The organism is Aeromonas sp. ASNIH4, assembly GCF_002934425.1.
Lineage (GTDB): Bacteria > Pseudomonadota > Gammaproteobacteria > Enterobacterales > Aeromonadaceae > Aeromonas > Aeromonas hydrophila.
On the sequence record NZ_CP026217.1, the window covers coordinates 1,251,930 to 1,267,372 of the forward strand.

At 61.2% G+C, this 15,443-nt stretch carries 15 protein-coding genes; 10 read left to right on the forward strand and 5 right to left on the reverse strand.

Features of this window, described 5'->3' with window-relative positions:
* Nucleotides 1–31 precede the first annotated feature (31 nt).
* A complete protein-coding gene (locus tag C2U40_RS05835; RefSeq protein WP_103828467.1) occupies nucleotides 32–1,075 on the reverse strand; it encodes an FAD:protein FMN transferase in 1,044 nt (347 codons plus the stop codon).
* A 329-nt stretch (nucleotides 1,076–1,404) separates the two neighbouring features.
* On the opposite strand from C2U40_RS05835, the gene azu reads away from it, so the two are divergent.
* Together azu and C2U40_RS05845 are read left to right on the forward strand one after the other, a co-directional pair.
* Nucleotides 1,405–1,845: an azurin gene (azu, locus tag C2U40_RS05840; protein ID WP_016351438.1), complete on the forward strand. Its 441-nt coding sequence runs from the start codon at nucleotides 1,405–1,407 to the stop codon at nucleotides 1,843–1,845.
* A gap of 191 nt (nucleotides 1,846–2,036) precedes the next feature.
* A complete protein-coding gene (locus tag C2U40_RS05845; protein ID WP_011706750.1) occupies nucleotides 2,037–2,240 on the forward strand; it encodes a hypothetical protein in 204 nt (67 codons plus the stop codon).
* 16 nt (nucleotides 2,241–2,256) lie between these two features.
* Here C2U40_RS05845 and C2U40_RS26000 read toward each other — a convergent pair whose 3' ends face one another.
* Together C2U40_RS26000 and C2U40_RS05850 are read right to left on the reverse strand one after the other, a co-directional pair.
* Complete coding sequence (locus tag C2U40_RS26000; protein WP_124252374.1) at nucleotides 2,257–2,712, reverse strand: PD-(D/E)XK nuclease superfamily protein; 456 nt, start codon at nucleotides 2,710–2,712, stop codon at nucleotides 2,257–2,259.
* A gap of 108 nt (nucleotides 2,713–2,820) precedes the next feature.
* Entirely contained in the window at nucleotides 2,821–3,381 is a 561-nt protein-coding gene (locus C2U40_RS05850) for a HutD family protein (protein WP_103828466.1), read from the reverse strand.
* A gap of 282 nt (nucleotides 3,382–3,663) precedes the next feature.
* Between C2U40_RS05850 and C2U40_RS05855 the strand changes: the two genes are divergently transcribed.
* Together C2U40_RS05855 and C2U40_RS05860 are read left to right on the forward strand one after the other, a co-directional pair.
* Complete coding sequence (locus C2U40_RS05855; RefSeq protein WP_016351435.1) at nucleotides 3,664–4,632, forward strand: nucleoside hydrolase; 969 nt, start codon at nucleotides 3,664–3,666, stop codon at nucleotides 4,630–4,632.
* 121 nt (nucleotides 4,633–4,753) lie between these two features.
* Nucleotides 4,754–5,089, forward strand: a complete 336-nt coding sequence (locus C2U40_RS05860; RefSeq protein WP_017780689.1) for a DUF3634 family protein — start codon at nucleotides 4,754–4,756, stop codon at nucleotides 5,087–5,089.
* A gap of 62 nt (nucleotides 5,090–5,151) precedes the next feature.
* Here C2U40_RS05860 and C2U40_RS05865 read toward each other — a convergent pair whose 3' ends face one another.
* A complete protein-coding gene (locus C2U40_RS05865) occupies nucleotides 5,152–6,351 on the reverse strand; it encodes a c-type cytochrome (protein WP_103828465.1) in 1,200 nt (399 codons plus the stop codon).
* Nucleotides 6,348–8,273 (reverse strand): NAD(P)-binding protein, encoded by a 1,926-nt coding sequence (locus C2U40_RS05870; protein WP_103828464.1) that lies wholly within the window; start codon nucleotides 8,271–8,273, stop codon nucleotides 6,348–6,350. Before C2U40_RS05870 ends, C2U40_RS05865 begins: the two co-directional genes overlap by 4 nt.
* A gap of 609 nt (nucleotides 8,274–8,882) precedes the next feature.
* Here C2U40_RS05870 and cyoA point away from each other — a divergent pair.
* The 6 genes from cyoA to C2U40_RS05900 all read left to right on the forward strand — a co-directional run bounded on the left by cyoA (nucleotide 8,883) and on the right by C2U40_RS05900 (nucleotide 15,337).
* Nucleotides 8,883–9,953, forward strand: a complete 1,071-nt coding sequence (cyoA, locus tag C2U40_RS05875; RefSeq protein WP_103828463.1) for a cytochrome o ubiquinol oxidase subunit II — start codon at nucleotides 8,883–8,885, stop codon at nucleotides 9,951–9,953.
* Nucleotides 9,953–11,929, forward strand: a complete 1,977-nt coding sequence (cyoB, locus tag C2U40_RS05880; protein WP_016351430.1) for a cytochrome o ubiquinol oxidase subunit I — start codon at nucleotides 9,953–9,955, stop codon at nucleotides 11,927–11,929. The genes cyoA and cyoB overlap by 1 nt, the downstream gene beginning before the upstream one ends.
* Before the next feature lie 4 nt (nucleotides 11,930–11,933).
* Nucleotides 11,934–12,545 carry a cytochrome o ubiquinol oxidase subunit III gene (locus C2U40_RS05885; protein WP_103828462.1) on the forward strand — a complete coding sequence of 204 codons (612 nt, stop codon included), beginning with the start codon at nucleotides 11,934–11,936 and terminating at the stop codon, nucleotides 12,543–12,545.
* The gene (locus C2U40_RS05890) at nucleotides 12,546–12,878 is read left to right on the forward strand and encodes a cytochrome o ubiquinol oxidase subunit IV (RefSeq protein WP_041217878.1); all 333 of its coding nucleotides are present in this window, start codon (nucleotides 12,546–12,548) and stop codon (nucleotides 12,876–12,878) included.
* A gap of 11 nt (nucleotides 12,879–12,889) precedes the next feature.
* Nucleotides 12,890–13,786 carry a heme o synthase gene (gene cyoE / locus C2U40_RS05895; RefSeq protein ID WP_005302932.1) on the forward strand — a complete coding sequence of 299 codons (897 nt, stop codon included), beginning with the start codon at nucleotides 12,890–12,892 and terminating at the stop codon, nucleotides 13,784–13,786.
* A gap of 189 nt (nucleotides 13,787–13,975) precedes the next feature.
* Complete coding sequence (locus C2U40_RS05900) at nucleotides 13,976–15,337, forward strand: MFS transporter (protein ID WP_029304053.1); 1,362 nt, start codon at nucleotides 13,976–13,978, stop codon at nucleotides 15,335–15,337.
* The last annotated feature ends 106 nt before the right edge of the window (nucleotides 15,338–15,443 follow it).

A 15,443-nucleotide genomic window follows, 5' to 3' on the forward strand; every position in this document is an offset into this window, starting at 1 on the left:
TTTTTATGACGGCTGGTTTATAGCTGCTGATTTATGGTTTTTTGGCCACCAGGTAGGGGGCGAACTGGGGTGTATGGCTGGCGGCGAAGCCCTGCTCGGTCTTGACGATGAGATAGACCGCGAGACCGTGCGCTTTGGCAAAGGCCATCGCCTGCTCCGGCCCCATCACCATGAGGGCGGTGTCGAGGGCGTCGGCCTCGAGCGCGGTCGGGGTGATGACGCTGGCGGAGACCAGCTTGTGGCTGATGGGCTGGCCGGTGGCGGGGTCGATGATGTGGGAGTAGCGCTTGCCGTCGAGCTCGTAGTAGTTGCGATAGCTGCCGGCGGTGCTGAGGGCCATGCCGTTGGGGATCACCACGTCCGAGAAGGCGCCGGGCTGGTCGGACGGCTCGACGATGGCCACTCGCCAGGGCTTGCCCTTGACGTTGTTGCCCTTGCTGCGCACGGCGCCGGCCACCTCGATGAGGTAGTTGTGCACCCCTTTTTGCTCCAGCAGGCCGGCAATCTCGTCAGAGGCCGCCCCTTCGCCCAGGGTGGAGAGATCGAGGTATAGATCGGGGATGCGCTTGCCGAGCAGGAAGTGATCCCCCTCGGGCACCAATGTCAGCCGGTCGATGCCCACCTTGTGGCGGGCGCTGGCGATCTGCTCGGCGCTGGGTCGTTTGACGGGCCGCTTGTCCGGCCCGAATCCCCACAGGTTGACCAGCGGCCCCACGGTGACGTCGAGCTTGCCTGCGGTGAGATGGCCGGCGTCGATGCCCTGCTGCACGATGTTGGCCATGGTGGCGGGAATGACCATGGGGGGCTGGCCGCGGCCCTGATTGAAGCGGGAGATGAGGGAGTTCGGGTCGTAGGTGGAGATCTCGTGATTCATGCGCAGCAGCAGGGCATCGACCTCTTGCTGCAGCGCCGGCTCGCCGCCCGGGAAGGGGTCGCTCAGGGTCACCGCGTAAAAGGTGCCCATGGTCTTGCCCTGAATGCGGGTCTGGGTCGGGGCTGGCTGACAGGCGGTCAGCAGCAGCAGCAGCAGGGTCAACAACAGGCCACGGTGGGCCGGGCGAGCAAAAAGCGACATGACGGATCTCTTTGGCTGAAACGGATGGCACGGGGCGCAAGCGTGCCGGGGTCGCCAGCTTAGCCAAGGGGGCGGCGGCGGGCGAGTCGCGGCTGGACAAAAGTGCGGGGGATAATTAAACAAAGAGTGATTAGTGCGTGGCGCGGCCGGTTCGTCCAGACAAAAAAGGGGGATAATCTGGTGACCTGACCCGCAGCTTTGCGCTAAAGACATAGCCGAATGACGACAGTTGAGTAGAATAAGGTCGATTTTGACAGCATGTTTGCCAGCCATGGTGCGAGCCCGCAGGCAATTGTGTTGCCATCTATTGCCAATCAAAGGAGAGGATGATGAAAAAGGCGATTACCCTGCTGTTTCTGAGCACCCTGGCGGCCCCGGCTCTGGCCGATGAGTGCGCGTTGGTCATCGAAGGCAATGATGCCATGCAGTACAACCTCAAGGAGATGAGCGTCCCGGCCACCTGCAAAGAGGTCACCGTGACCCTGAACCATACCGGCAAGATGCCGGTGACCGCCATGGGCCACAACTGGGCGCTGGCCAACACCGCCGACTATCAGGCCGTGGCCACTGCCGGCATGAGCGCTGGTGCTGACAACAACTACCTGCCCAAGGATGACCCGCGCGTGCTGGCCCACACCAAACTGGTGGGCGGTGGCGAGAGCACCAGCGTCACCTTCAAGACCGACGGCCTGGCCGGCAAAGATCTCACCTTCTTCTGCTCCTTCCCCGGCCACTTCGCCATGATGAAGGGCACCTTCAAGGTCGGCTAAGCACGTTGTGCCGATCCAGAAGCCGGGTACTGCCCGGCTTTTTTGTGGCCGCTTGCGGCGTGAGTTGGATGTCTGTGATGGCGCTATGGCGCGCCGTTTTATGATCCGGCGCCAGGTGAGCGGGGGAGTGAAGGGGTAAAATAGGCGCCTTTCGGGCCTGCTAGGCCCGCTCGAGAGGAACCAAGGTCATCATGAAAGCCATGAAATGGGTGATCAGCGGTTGCCTGCTGCTGGTGTGCGCCATCGCGCTGGCAGCGGAGCCGCCGGTCAAGAAGAGCAGAAACGGTATCTGCCATCCCCAGGGCGGCACCTATTACAGCCGCACCAAGCACTACACCCCCTACGACTCCATGCAGGCCTGCCTCGACAGCGGCGGGCGGGCGCCCAAACGCTGATTACTACACAGAGATATCAAATCCAAAGTGTGAAATCGGCCAAGTCAAAACATCGGATGTTTTTAGTTGTGCATTTGGCTGACTCAGTCTTTAACCATTCAAAGGCTGCTTTTTTATGTCCTTGTCCTTCTATCAAAATAATGACATTAGGTTCAGGCGCCTTATAGGCACTTTGTAGGAAGAAAGGGAACTTACGGTCAACAGAGCCAGATACCTGTTGTTGGTGGGGCTCAATTCGAGTGAGGCCATATAGAGGATGGTTAATTACAAAAGCGCTAATGGCTTTAAGACCGTATAAATCTTCATAAGGAACACGGCATTTGAATGTTTTTGGCGCAGACATTTTACTGTCTTCAACATACTGAAATTCAATAAGAATTTCTCTTATTTTGGTTTGTAGTTGTTGATTGCTTTTTTCTTCTTCTGAGGTCAGTTCTGGTGGCGCCTCGAATCCTTCAAGAGTGTATTGCATAGGGCCTCTCATTACATGAAAGCAATGAGACCCATACTACCCTCCAATATTGATGACATTCAATATTGGAGGGTGTTTTTTGAGCATGGCTATTATAGGAAAGTTTCTTCAAATAATGGGCTGCAGGGTAAAGAAGGCGATGGCGCTCTTCTTCTGGCAGTCGAAGTGGATGCTCTGCTCGCCGTTGATCAGCAGGGTTTCGTTGACCGCCATGGGGTGGCCCGCCGCTGTGAGCTGGCCGCTCAACAGGTAACAGAGATAGGTCTTGTCCGCTTCCAGAGTGAGGGTGAGCGGGAAGGGCAGGTTGAGCACCCGCACGTTGGCGCTGAGGCAGGCCGGATCATAGATGAGCCCCAGATCCGTCACCTCTTTTTTCAGCAGTTCGCAGTGGGTGTCGTCATCCCCGCTGAAGTGGGCCGCCTCGAAGGTGGCGTAGGGGTGGCCGTTGAGCACGAAGCCGGCCCCGCTGATGGGCAGCAGGATGCGCTGATAGCCGGGAAATTTCGAGAAGGGGCCGGCCCCCTTGATGGGCGCCGAGCTCAGCCGGTAGGCAAAATCGAGCTTGTCGAGGCTGGCGCCGGCAGGGGAGATGAGGATCTGGGCTGTGGTGCCCTGCTTGTTCTTCCAGGGCATCTTCAGCTGGTCGGACTCTTTTATCAGGGTGATCAATGGCGCCTCGGCAGGTGGTGAGCGGGGTGAATCGTGAGGCCAGTGATACCACCCCGCCCGCCGCTCCACAAGGCTGCGGCACTCACCGGCCATTCGCTTGCCCACTATTTCGCCGGCGCCACCCGCTTCGACCCTCCTGGTCCCCTGCCGCGTCGTCATCCCGGTATGAAATGCCGCCACTTGGGCAAGACGGGCAAGGGCAAAGCCTCAGGCTGTGATCCCGGCGCTGTTAAAGCGGCGGCGGCTCGCTACACTGGCTGCTCTGTTGCCCAAGGAGGCCCCATGACTCACAAGATCATTCTGGATACCGATCCCGGTATCGATGACGCCATGGCAATTCTGTTTGCCGAAGCCCACCCCGCCATCGAGCTGCTTGCCATCACCACCGTATTTGGCAATGCCACCATCGAGAACGGTACCCGTAACGCCCTCTGGCTCAAGCAGCAATACGGCATGAAGGCGGACGTGGCGCAGGGGGCGGCCGCCCCGTTGCGGCGCGAGCCGGTGGGCCCAACCACCGTAGTGCACGGGCCGAGCGGGTTTGGGGACGTGACGGCGGGGGAAGTGACCCTGGCGCCGGATCCCCGGCCGGCCTGGCAGTATATCGTCGAGGCGGTGAAGGCCGCGCCCGGCGAGATCACCCTGGTCACCATAGGTCCGCTCACCAACCTGGCGCTGGCGCTGCAAGAGGCCCCCGAGATCACCGGCCTGGTGAAGCAGGTGGTGGTGATGGGGGGCGCCTTTGGCGTCAATGGTCATCGCGGCAACGTGACTCCCTATGCCGAGGCCAACATCCACGACGATCCGGATGCCGCCGACCGGGTGTTCACCGCCGACTGGCCGGTGGTGATCATCGGGCTGGACGTGACCCAGCAGAGCTTCTTCAGCAGCGCCTATCTGGATGCGCTGCGCGACGACGCGGGCGAGCCGGGGCGCTTCCTGTGGGATGTCAGCCGCTTCTATCTGCGCTTCTACTCGGAGCGGATCGGGCTCGACGGCTGCCACGTGCATGACCCGTCCGCCATCGCCTACGTGATCGATCCGACCCTGTTCACCCTGCGCGAGGGGCCGGTGCGGGTCATCAACGAGGGGCCCGCCATCGGCCACACCCTGCAGAAATTTGACGGCAAGTCCCATCCCCATGACGGCTGGGCCGATTATCGTGCCCAGCAGGTCGGGGTGGCGGTGCGGGATCAGGCGCTGCTGGCGCTCTATCGGGAGACGCTGGTGGCCTGGGGCCGCAGCCGCTAGCGGGCTAGGCAAGCTGGGTAGCCTGCGGCCGGGCTTGAGGCGCGGCTGTGATCCGCGCCAAACAATCGGGGGCCAGTTGCGGCTTATACTGTCCGCAACCGTGTGAAGAAGGAGAAACAGGATGGCCTGGTTGTCGTTGCTGGTGGCGATCGCCCTCATCTGGTGGTTGATGAAGCTGGGGCGTGGCGCCCTGTTCGAGATCCGGCTTGCGCCAGGCAAGGTGCAGGTCAAGCGGGGCAAGGTGTCGCCTGCGTTCATCGAGCATGCCAGGCAGATCCTGCGCCACGAGACGGTGCGCGGGCGCATCCTGGGTCAGCGCGATGGAGATGGAGTCAAGCTGGTCTTCTCCCGCTCCATTCCCGAGCCGGTGGCCCAGCGCTTTCGCAACATCTTCCCCTATGGTGACTACCGGCTGGGGGCGGTGCCGCTCTCCGGCTCCAAACCGCGCAAGGGGTGAGTCGTCACTCACATAGCAAACGGGCCTCCACAGGAGGCCCGTTTCGTTATGGTCGGTGCGAGTTATTGGTGCAGGGCGCGCTGGGCCTTGACCGTCTCCGGCTTGATGGCCACCCCTTCATTGCCCCAGGAGGCGCGCAGGGTGTTGACCAGCTCGGCGATCTGCTGATCGTTGAGGGTCCAGCCATAACCCGGCATGTGGTAGCCGATGTTGCCCTGGGTGACCGGGGTCTCGGCGCCGTGCAGCAGCACGTTGAGCAGGCTGCTCGGGTCCTCGGCCAGCACGGTCTGGTTGCCCACCAGCGAGGGGATGACGTGGTCATTGCCCTGGCCGTTGACTCCGTGGCAGGTGGAACAGTACATGGCGTAGTCCGCCTTGCCGCCGGCGCTGGCGTAGGCCCGGTTGCCCTTGCTGGCCGCCGCGTCTCCGCCGAGTTCGGTCAGGTAGGTGGCGATGCTGGCCAGATCGGCGTCGCTGAAGTACTGGCTGCTGTGCGTGATCACTTCCGCCATGGGGCCGCTGACGGCCTGATGCTGGCTGCGGCCGGTTTTCAGCAGGTCGATCAGCGCCTGCTTGTCGTAGCGGGTGCCGCGAATGTTGGGGGCATACCAGCCATCCAGGGTGGCGCCGCTCAGATAGAGGGGATCTGCCTCGGTCAGGGCTTTTTCCTGCATGCCGAGCCCGCGCGGGGTGTGGCAGCTGCCGCAGTGACCCGCCCCCTGCACCAGATAGGCGCCGCGATTCCACGCCTCGCTCTTGCCGGCTACCGGGGTAAAGCGACTGTCATCGTGATAGACCCAGTTCCAGCCGTTGAGCGGCCAGCGCATGTTGAGCGGCCAGGGGATGTCGCTCTCCTTGTTGGCAACAGCCTGCGGCTGCACATCCTGCATCAAGTAGTGGTAGAGGGCGGTGAGATCCTCGTCGCTCATCTTGGCGTAGGCGGTGTAGGGCATGGCCGGGTAGAGGGGATCGCCGCTGCGGGTGATCCCTTCGCGCATCACCTTGATGAACTCGGGTAGGCTGTAGTTGCCGATGCCGTGGGTCTTGTCGGGGGTGATGTTGGTGGCATAGACGGTGCCGATGGGGGTGGGGAAGCCCTTGCCGCCCGCCAGCGGTTTGCTCGCCTCGCTGGTGTGGCAGGCGGCGCAGTCCCCCAGCTTGGCCACGTATTCGCCGGCCGACATGGCAGGCGCAGCCTGCAGGGTGTAGGCGGGCAGGGCCAGCAGCACGGCGCTGGCTGTCAGGGTCAGGGAACGGATCATTTGGCACCTCCCTTGTGCATGGCAACCAGCTCGTTGACGGCGCGCCAGGCCTGATCGATGGCGGAGTGGGCGTAGGGGCTCCAGTCCGAGTCGGAGTTGGCGATGGTGATGTTGCCGACCGGCTGGCGACCCAGCTCGATCCACTTGTCGCACTGCTCCTCGTCATCGAACAGGGTGTTGGTGATGTAGGAGTAGCCGTGGGACCAGCGGTTGACCGTGATGGCGAGGATATCCTGCTCGTGGTTGAAACCGGCGCCGCCCAGCATCCCCTGCAACTGTTCGCGGATCATCTGCTCGTGCTGCTCGAACGGCATGCCGAGGATCATGGCGCGCCCCTTGCGGGACTGCTCGCGGGCCGAGAGGCCGCTGCCAGGCAGGGTCGGCACGTAGACCATGTGCAGGCACATGGGCTGATCCGGGTTCTTGGGATGCTCGTAGCCACCGAGGTTGACCGGGTAGTCGAGCTTGACCCGGCTGTAGGGGGCGGCGGGGGAGTAGACCTCGTGCACCCCCAGCTTGACGAAGGACTGCCAGTTCTTGATCACCACCTTGGTGTAGACCAGCGGCGCCTTGACGTTCTGGCGCAGCGCCTCCTTCTGGGGCTCCGCCATCTCGGGCACCATGTAGGGGATCATCATGTTGTAGCCGGCCATGATGGACTGCCTGGCCCGCACCCGGTGCAGTTTCCCCTCCTTGATGTAAGTGACGTCCACTCCCTGTTTGCCGTCTTTGAGCGGCACGTTTTTGGCCTGCAGCGCCGTGCTGCCGAGGCGCAGCTGCACCTTGTGCTCGGGCAGGTCGAGCTTGCTGTAGTCAAACTTGGCCAGCACCACGTCCTGCATGGTGTGGCCGGGGGCTACCTGCGGGATGAGCTTGCGCACCATCAACCGGGTCAGGCCGGCGTTGCCGTCCGGGAAGTGGAAGATGTAGGGATCGTCGAGCTCCGCCTGCTCTTCGGCATCGAGCGGGGTCAGGTTCATGCCGCCGAAACCGGGCAGGGCGCACAGGCGTGCATCGGCGCAGGCGGTGGCGTCGATGCCGACCGCCTGGAAGTCGTTAGTGCGTTGCTGGAAGTAGGTGATGGCCCGCTCGCTCAGGCCCACCTTGTCGCGCAGGAAGGTGGTGTAGCTGTTGCGGGTCATCCAGAGGTCTTTTTCCGCCTGGGTCATGCCGCTCAGGTAGTCGGTCTGCTCCTCGTGCAGTGCCAGCAGGGCCGCCTTGTCGCTCTCATCGAGCGGGAAGTCGCCGATAAACTCTGCCAGCGGCCGGCCGTTCAGGCGATCGCGCGGGATGTCGTCGGCCACGTTGTGGCCCGGGTCACCGCTCACCACCTTGTTGACGCCAAAGTGCTTCTCGTCGAAGTAGACGCCGCGGCTCAGGCCCAGATCCGGGTAGAAGGTCTGCTGGAAGCCTTTGGCCAGTTCGTCGATGTTGACCTCGAGCGCCTTGAGCAGCCCCAGCGCCACCGGGCTGTAGACAGATCGCGGCGATTGCAGGGATTCGCTGCCACCGTAACCCAGCCGCAGGCCGTCGGGGGTGGTGAACTCGTTGCGCTTGGCGTGGCCGCCGAAGTCGTCGTGGTTGTCGAGCAGCAGGATCTTTTTGTCCGCGCCGAGCAGTTGCTGATAGAAGCAGGCGGCCGCCAGACCGCTGATGCCGGCGCCGACGATCACCAGGTCGTATTCGCCCTCGAGGGGAATGTTGGCGAAGTCATACTGCTTGCCGTCGCGGGCGATGCTGTGGGCCGGTTCGAAGGAGCCCGGGTGGTTGCCACGCAGCCCGGTGAGGGCGGGCGGGTAGACCAGCGTTTTTTCAGCCAGTGCCGTGCCGCCTTCGGCCGCTTGCAGCAACTTGATGGGGGCAACCCCGGCCGCAATGGTGATGGCGACGCCGTTGAGAAAGTCTCTGCGTGTGATGCTCATGGCAATCCCTGTGTATGAAGAGTCGAGTGAGAAATGGGATAAGGTTGAATTCGTGACTGGCGAGTAACGAAGGGGCGCAACCTACCGCCATATCCGGATGGAGTCCATGGGTTTGATAATAACTTATTAAACAAAATGATGGACCCTGTGATCGGCCAAGTTGCATGAGACGTATGTGGTGTGCATGTTTGCGGGTAAAGCCGCACCAACCTCATGGAATTAATTGAAATTTAATTTGATTAATTATGGTTGATTTCGAGTCCCGCTGTTGTTCGGCCCTGAGCGACCAAATGTGCACGGATTTCAGCCCGAAATTTCGCCGGCTAGCCACAAAGGGGTGTCATTTTTCCTTGTTAAGTAAAGGGTTAAATCGCGGAGTGTCTGTTTAATAAACAGATACAGGGTGAAATGGCACCAGCTGGCGATGAAAGGGGGTCGAGGCGGTTTTGATAATTTTCATGACGTCAAGGCATTAACATGCAACACACAGAAATCGCAATCCACACACAAGTGAAAGATTAATTTTTCATGTTGTTCACATCCCCCCCGGGTGAAATAGAATGCTGCGTTTTTCTTACAACTTTAGCCCTGCGAAGATGAGGACATTGCATGAGACCTTTTGATGTAAAGAGGGGCTTGGGCGCTTTGCTGTTGCTCGCGACTGCCGGCTTGCTGAGCGGCTGCGACATGGCTCTGATGAGCCCCAAGGGACAAGTTGGTCTGGAGCAGAAGTCACTGATACTGACCGCACTCGGCTTGATGCTGATCGTGGTGGTGCCGGTGATCGTGATGGCGGTGGCGTTCGCTTACAAATACCGAGCGTCCAACACCAAGGCCACCTATGCACCGGACTGGGCCCACTCCAACAAGATTGAAGCGGTCGTCTGGACCGTACCCGTCATCATTATCGCCATCCTGGCGGTGATCACCTGGAAAACCTCCCATTCTCTGGATCCTTACAAACCGTTGGAATCCGAGGTGAAACCGATCCAGGTCGATGTCATTTCCCTTGACTGGAAATGGTTGTTTGTCTATCCGGAACTGGGCATCGCCTCGGTCAACGAGCTGGCATTCCCGGTCAACACCCCGGTCAATTTCCGGGTGACGTCCGACACCGTGATGAACTCCTTCTTCATTCCCCAGCTGGGCGGCCAGATCTACGCCATGGCGGGCATGCAGACCAAGCTGCACCTGATCGCCAACGAGGCAGGCCAGTACAAGGGCATCTCGGGCGGCTACAGCGGCGCCGGTTTCTCAGGCATGAAGTTCAACGCCATCGCGACCCAGGATCAAGCCGGTTTCGACGCCTGGGTTGCCAAGGTGAAGGCCTCCTCCAAGGCGCTCAACACCATGGATGAGTTCAATGCCCTGGCCAAGAAGAGCGAAAACCACCCGGTGGAGTATTTCGCCAGCGCCGATCCCAAGCTGTTCGTCAACATCATCAACAAGTTCATGGGCGACATGAAGCACGGCGAGCACGCCGCCATGCAACACGGCGAAAAGCAGGCCGCGATGTCCCATGACGAGTCCATGAGCCACGAGGGGATGGAGCATGACGCCTCCATGAACCACGCAGGCATGGCGCACGGCGACGCCATGCACCATGAGGCCCAGGGCGAGCAGATGGACCACGCCGGCCACATGCCGGCCGACAAGACTGTGAAAGCGGGTACTAACTGATGTTTGGAAAATTAACACTCGACGCTATTCCGTACCATGAACCCATCATCATGGTCACGATAGCCGGTATCATTCTGGGGGGCCTGGCCGTCGCCGGGCTCATCACCTATTTCGGCAAGTGGCAATATCTGTGGAAAGAGTGGCTCACCTCGGTGGACCACAAACGCCTGGGTATCATGTATCTCATCCTCGGCATGGTGATGCTGCTGCGCGGCTTTGCTGATGCGGTAATGATGCGTACCCAGCAAGTCATGGCCTCGGCCGGTGGCGAGGGCATACTGCCGCCGCACCACTACGACCAGATCTTCACCGCCCACGGCGTCATCATGATCTTCTTCGTGGCCATGCCGCTGGTGATCGGTCTGATGAACATCGTGGTGCCGCTGCAGATCGGTGCCCGTGACGTCGCCTTCCCCTTCCTGAACAACCTGAGCTTCTGGTTCACCGCCGCTGCCGTGGTGCTGATCAACGTCTCCCTCGGGGTCGGTGAATTCGCCCAGACCGGCTGGCTGGCCTATCCGCCCTTGTCGGGGCTGGAGTTCAGTCCGGGGGTCGGGGTCGATTACTGGATCTGGAGTCTGCAGATCTCGGGTCTGGGGACCCTGCTGACCGGCGTGAACTTCTTCGCCACCATCATCAAGATGCGCGCCCCTGGCATGACCATGATGCGCCTGCCGGTGTTCACCTGGACCGCCCTGTGCGCCAACGTGCTGATCATCGCCTCCTTCCCGATCCTGACCGTCACCATCGCCCTGCTCACCGCAGACCGTTACCTGGGTACCCATTTCTTTACCAATGACATGGGTGGCAACATGATGATGTACATCAACCTGATCTGGGCCTGGGGTCACCCCGAGGTGTACATCCTGGTACTGCCGGTCTTCGGGATCTTCTCCGAAGTGGTGGCGACCTTCTGCAAGAAGAAGCTGTTCGGTTACACCTCGCTGGTGTGGGCGACCATCGCCATTACCGTGCTCTCCTTCATCGTCTGGCTGCACCACTTCTTTACCATGGGGTCGGGCGCCAACGTGAATGCCTTCTTCGGCATCACCACCATGATCATCTCCATCCCGACCGGGGTGAAGATCTTCAACTGGCTGTTCACCATGTACCGCGGGCGCATCGAGTTCACCTCGCCCATGCTGTGGACCGTCGGTTTCATTATCACCTTCACCGTGGGTGGCATGACCGGGGTACTGCTCTCCGTACCGGCCGCCAACTTCGTGCTGCACAACAGCCTGTTCCTGATCGCCCACTTCCACAACGTCATCATCGGCGGCGTGGTGTTCGGTTGCTTCGCCGGTATCACCTACTGGTTCCCGAAAGCGTTCGGCTTCAAGCTGGATGACGTCTGGGGCAAGCGCGCCTTCTGGTGCTGGATCACCGGCTTCTTCGTGGCCTTCATGCCGCTCTACGTACTGGGCTTCATGGGCATGACCCGTCGCGTCAGCCAGAACATCGATCCCGAGTTCCACGGCTGGCTGGTGGTGGCTGCCTGCGGCGCCGGCCTCATCGCGCTGGGCGTCCTGTGCCAGGTGATCCAGATCGTGGTCAGCATCCGCGACCGCGAGAAGAACCGCGACCTGACCGGCGATCCCTGGGGCGGTCGTACCCTGGAGTGGTCCACTTCCTCGCCGCCTCCCTTCTACAACTTCGCCATCGAGCCGAAGATCAAGGGGCTGGATGCGTTCTGGGAAGCCAAGCAGGACGGTTCCGCTTATCAGCAGCCCAAGCACTATGACCCGATCCACATGCCGAAAAACTCCGGTGCCGGCGTGATCATCGCCGCCTTCAGCGTGGTGTTCGGCTTTGCCATGATCTGGCACATCTGGTGGATGGCCATCGCGGGCTTCGTCGGCATGATCGCCACCTGGATCATCCACAGCTTCAACGACGACGTGGACTACTACGTGCAGGTTGACGAGATCGAGCGGATCGAGCGTCAGCATTTTGAAAATATCAACAAGGTGGCTTAATTCCATGGCGACTGACGTTCTACATCACCCCCAGGGTGCCCATGAGGATGGGCACCATGATGCCGGTGCCAACAAGGTATTCGGCTTCTGGATCTACCTGATGAGTGACTGCATCCTGTTCGCGACCCTGTTCGCGACCTATGCGGTCCTGGTCAACGGCACTGCCGGCGGTCCGAGCGGCAAGGACATCTTCGAACTGCCGTTCGTGTTTGCCGAAACCATGCTGCTGCTGCTGAGCTCCATCACCTTCGGCTTTGGCATGCTGGCCATGAACAAGAACAAGGTCGCGGCGGTGAACACCTGGTTGTTCATCACCTTCCTGTTCGGCGCCGGCTTCATCGCGATGGAGATCTATGAATTCCATCACCTGATTGCCGAGGGCTACGGTCCGGATCGCAGTGGCTTCCTCTCTGCCTTCTTCACCCTGGTGGGCACCCACGGTATCCACGTGACCAGCGGTCTTGTCTGGATCATCGTGATGATGGTGCTGGTCGCCAAGAAGGGGCTGACCGATCGCAACCGTACCCGTCTGATGTGCCTGAGCCTGTTCTGGCACTTCCTCGATGTGGTGTGGATCTGCGTCTTCACCGTGGTCTATCTGATGGGGGTCATGTAAATGAGCAATCATACCGTTGACAGTCACGGCGCCAGCCACGGCAGCGCCAAGAGCTACCTGATCGGCTTCGTGCTGTCCCTGATCCTGACCGCGGTGCCGTTCTGGATGGTGATGGACGGTTCTGCCTCCCACACTACCGTGCTGGCCACCGTGGTCGGCATGGCGGTGGTGCAGATCTTCGTGCACCTGGTCTACTTCCTGCACATGAACACCTCGTCCGAGGAGCGCTGGAACCTGGTGGCACTGATCTTTACCGTGCTCATCATCGCCATCGTGGTCGTGGGTTCCCTGTGGATCATGTACAACCTCAACATCAACATGATGGTTCACTGAGCAGGTTGGCAATGATGATGAAGCAATACCTGCAAGTGACCAAGCCGGGCATCATCTTCGGTAACCTCATCTCGGTTATCGGAGGATTCCTGCTGGCCTCCAAGGGGAGCCTGGATGTGCCCCTGTTCATTCTGACCATGGCTGGTGTATCACTGGTGGTCGCCTCCGGTTGCGTGTTCAACAACTACATCGACCGGGACATCGACTGCATCATGGAGCGCACCAAGAACCGTGCTCTGGTGAAGGGTCTGATCGCCCCCGGCGTATCGCTCTGGTACGCCACCGCGCTCGGCATTGCGGGCATTGCACTACTCTACTTTGCGGCCAATCCGTTGGCCGCCCTGCTGGCGGTGCTGGGCTTCATTGTCTATGTGGGGGTCTACAGCCTCTACATGAAGCGTCACTCGGTCTATGGCACCTTGGTCGGCAGCCTCTCCGGCGCCGCGCCGCCGGTCATCGGCTACTGCGCGGTGAGCGGTCAGTTCGACTCGGGGGCGCTGATCCTGCTGGCGATCTTCAGCCTGTGGCAGATGCCGCACTCCTATGCGATCGCCATTTTCCGCTTCAAGGATTACCAGGCGGCCAACATCCCGGTACTGCCGGTGGTGAAGGGGATCCCGGTGGCCAAGCTCCACATCACCCTCTACATCCTGGCCTTCATGGTGCCGACCCTGATGCTGTTCCTCGGTGGTTACGCCGGTTACAAGTATCTGGTGGTGGCCACCGCAGTGAGCGTCTGGTGGCTGGGGATGGCGCTGTCTGGCTACAAGGCGGCGGTGGATGACTCCCTCTGGGCGCGCAAGCTGTTCATGTTCTCCATCGTCACCATCACTTGCCTCAGCGTGATGATGTCGGTGGACTTCCAGCCGGAGGCCGAGCCTGCGGTGCTGGTGAGCATGCTGCCCTGAGTGGCCTGCCTGTCATGCTCCGTGTTGTGATGCGACGCGGGAAAATCAGTAGAATCCAGAGCCGGGAACCTTCCCGGCTCTGTTATTATGGGGCCGCCCCGTCGGGCACTTTTCCCCTCTGCCGGGTGTGGCATGGCGCGTGTCGGCCACCCCTTGAGTCTTCCTTTTCCCTGACCTATCGAGGCCATCATGAATGATTTCACCATGACGAGGGGCGAGCGCCGTGCCACCTGGGCGCTCGGCTCCGTCTTCTCGTTGCGCATGCTCGGCATGTTTATGGTGCTGCCGGTGCTGACCACCTACGGCATGTCGCTGGCGGGGGCCTCCGAGGCGCTCATCGGCCTGGCCATCGGCATCTACGGCATGACCCAGGCGCTGTTCCAGATCCCGTTCGGCCTGCTCTCCGACAAGGTGGGCCGCAAGCCCCTCATCGTCGGCGGCCTGCTGATGTTTGCCCTCGGCAGCGTGATCGCGGCGCTGACCCACTCCATCTGGGGCGTGATCCTTGGCCGTGCCCTGCAGGGCAGCGGTGCCATCTCGGCTGCCGTGATGGCGCTCTTGTCGGATCTCACCCGCGAACAGAACCGCACCAAGGCGATGGCCTTCATCGGGGTGAGCTTTGGCATCACCTTTGCCATCGCCATGGTGACCGGCCCCCTCATCACCCATGCGCTGGGGCTCTCCGGCCTGTTCTGGCTGATCGCCCTGCTGGCGCTGGGGGGTATCGCCGTCACCCTCTGGCTGGTGCCGACTCCGAGTGGCCACCTGCTCAATCGCGAGTCTGGCATGGTGAAGGGGGGGATGCGCACCGTGCTGACCAACCCGCGCCTGCTCAAGCTCAACTTCGGCATCCTCTGCGTGCACACCCTGCTGATGTCGAGCTTCGTGGCGTTGCCGCCGCTGCTGGAGCGCGCCGGCTTGCCCCGCGACAGCCAGTGGCAGGCTTATCTGGTCACCATGCTGATCGCCTTCGTCAGCGTGGTGCCGTTCATCATCTATGCCGAGAAGCGCAGAAAGATGAAGCGGGTGTTCCAGATCTGCGTGCTGGTGATGCTCATCGCCGAGCTGGTGCTCTGGCAAAGCGGCCTGCAGCTGTGGGGCCTGCTCGCCGGGCTGCAGATCTTCTTCATCGGTTTCAACGTGATGGAGGCACTGCTGCCCTCTCTTATCAGCAAGGAGTCGCCCCCCGGCTACAAGGGCACCGCCATGGGGATCTACTCCACCAGCCAGTTCATCGGGGTGGCCATCGGTGGCAGCCTCGGCGGCCTGCTCTACAGCCTGGGCGGCGGCGCCCTGGTGTTTGGCGGCTGCGCCGCGCTGGCCCTCGTCTGGCTCGGGGTCAGCCTGACCATGGCCGAGCCCCCCTATGTGAGCAGCCTGCGCATCGTGTTGCCGGAAGGGGTGGCGGCCGACGCGGCGCTCGAGCAGAAGATCCGCGCCTGCGAGGGGGTGAGCGACGTGCTGCTGGCCGCCTCGGAGCGCTCCGTCTATGTGAAGGTGGACAGCAAGCGCCTGAGCCGGCGCGATCTGGAGTCGTTGGTCGCCGCCTGAGGACGCCTGCCAGCATGAAAAAGCCCGCCAATCCTGAAGTGAACCCTTAGTGTTGTGTAGTAATGCACTGCTGGCGTTGTGAATCGCCCCGGCCTCTCTAGACACT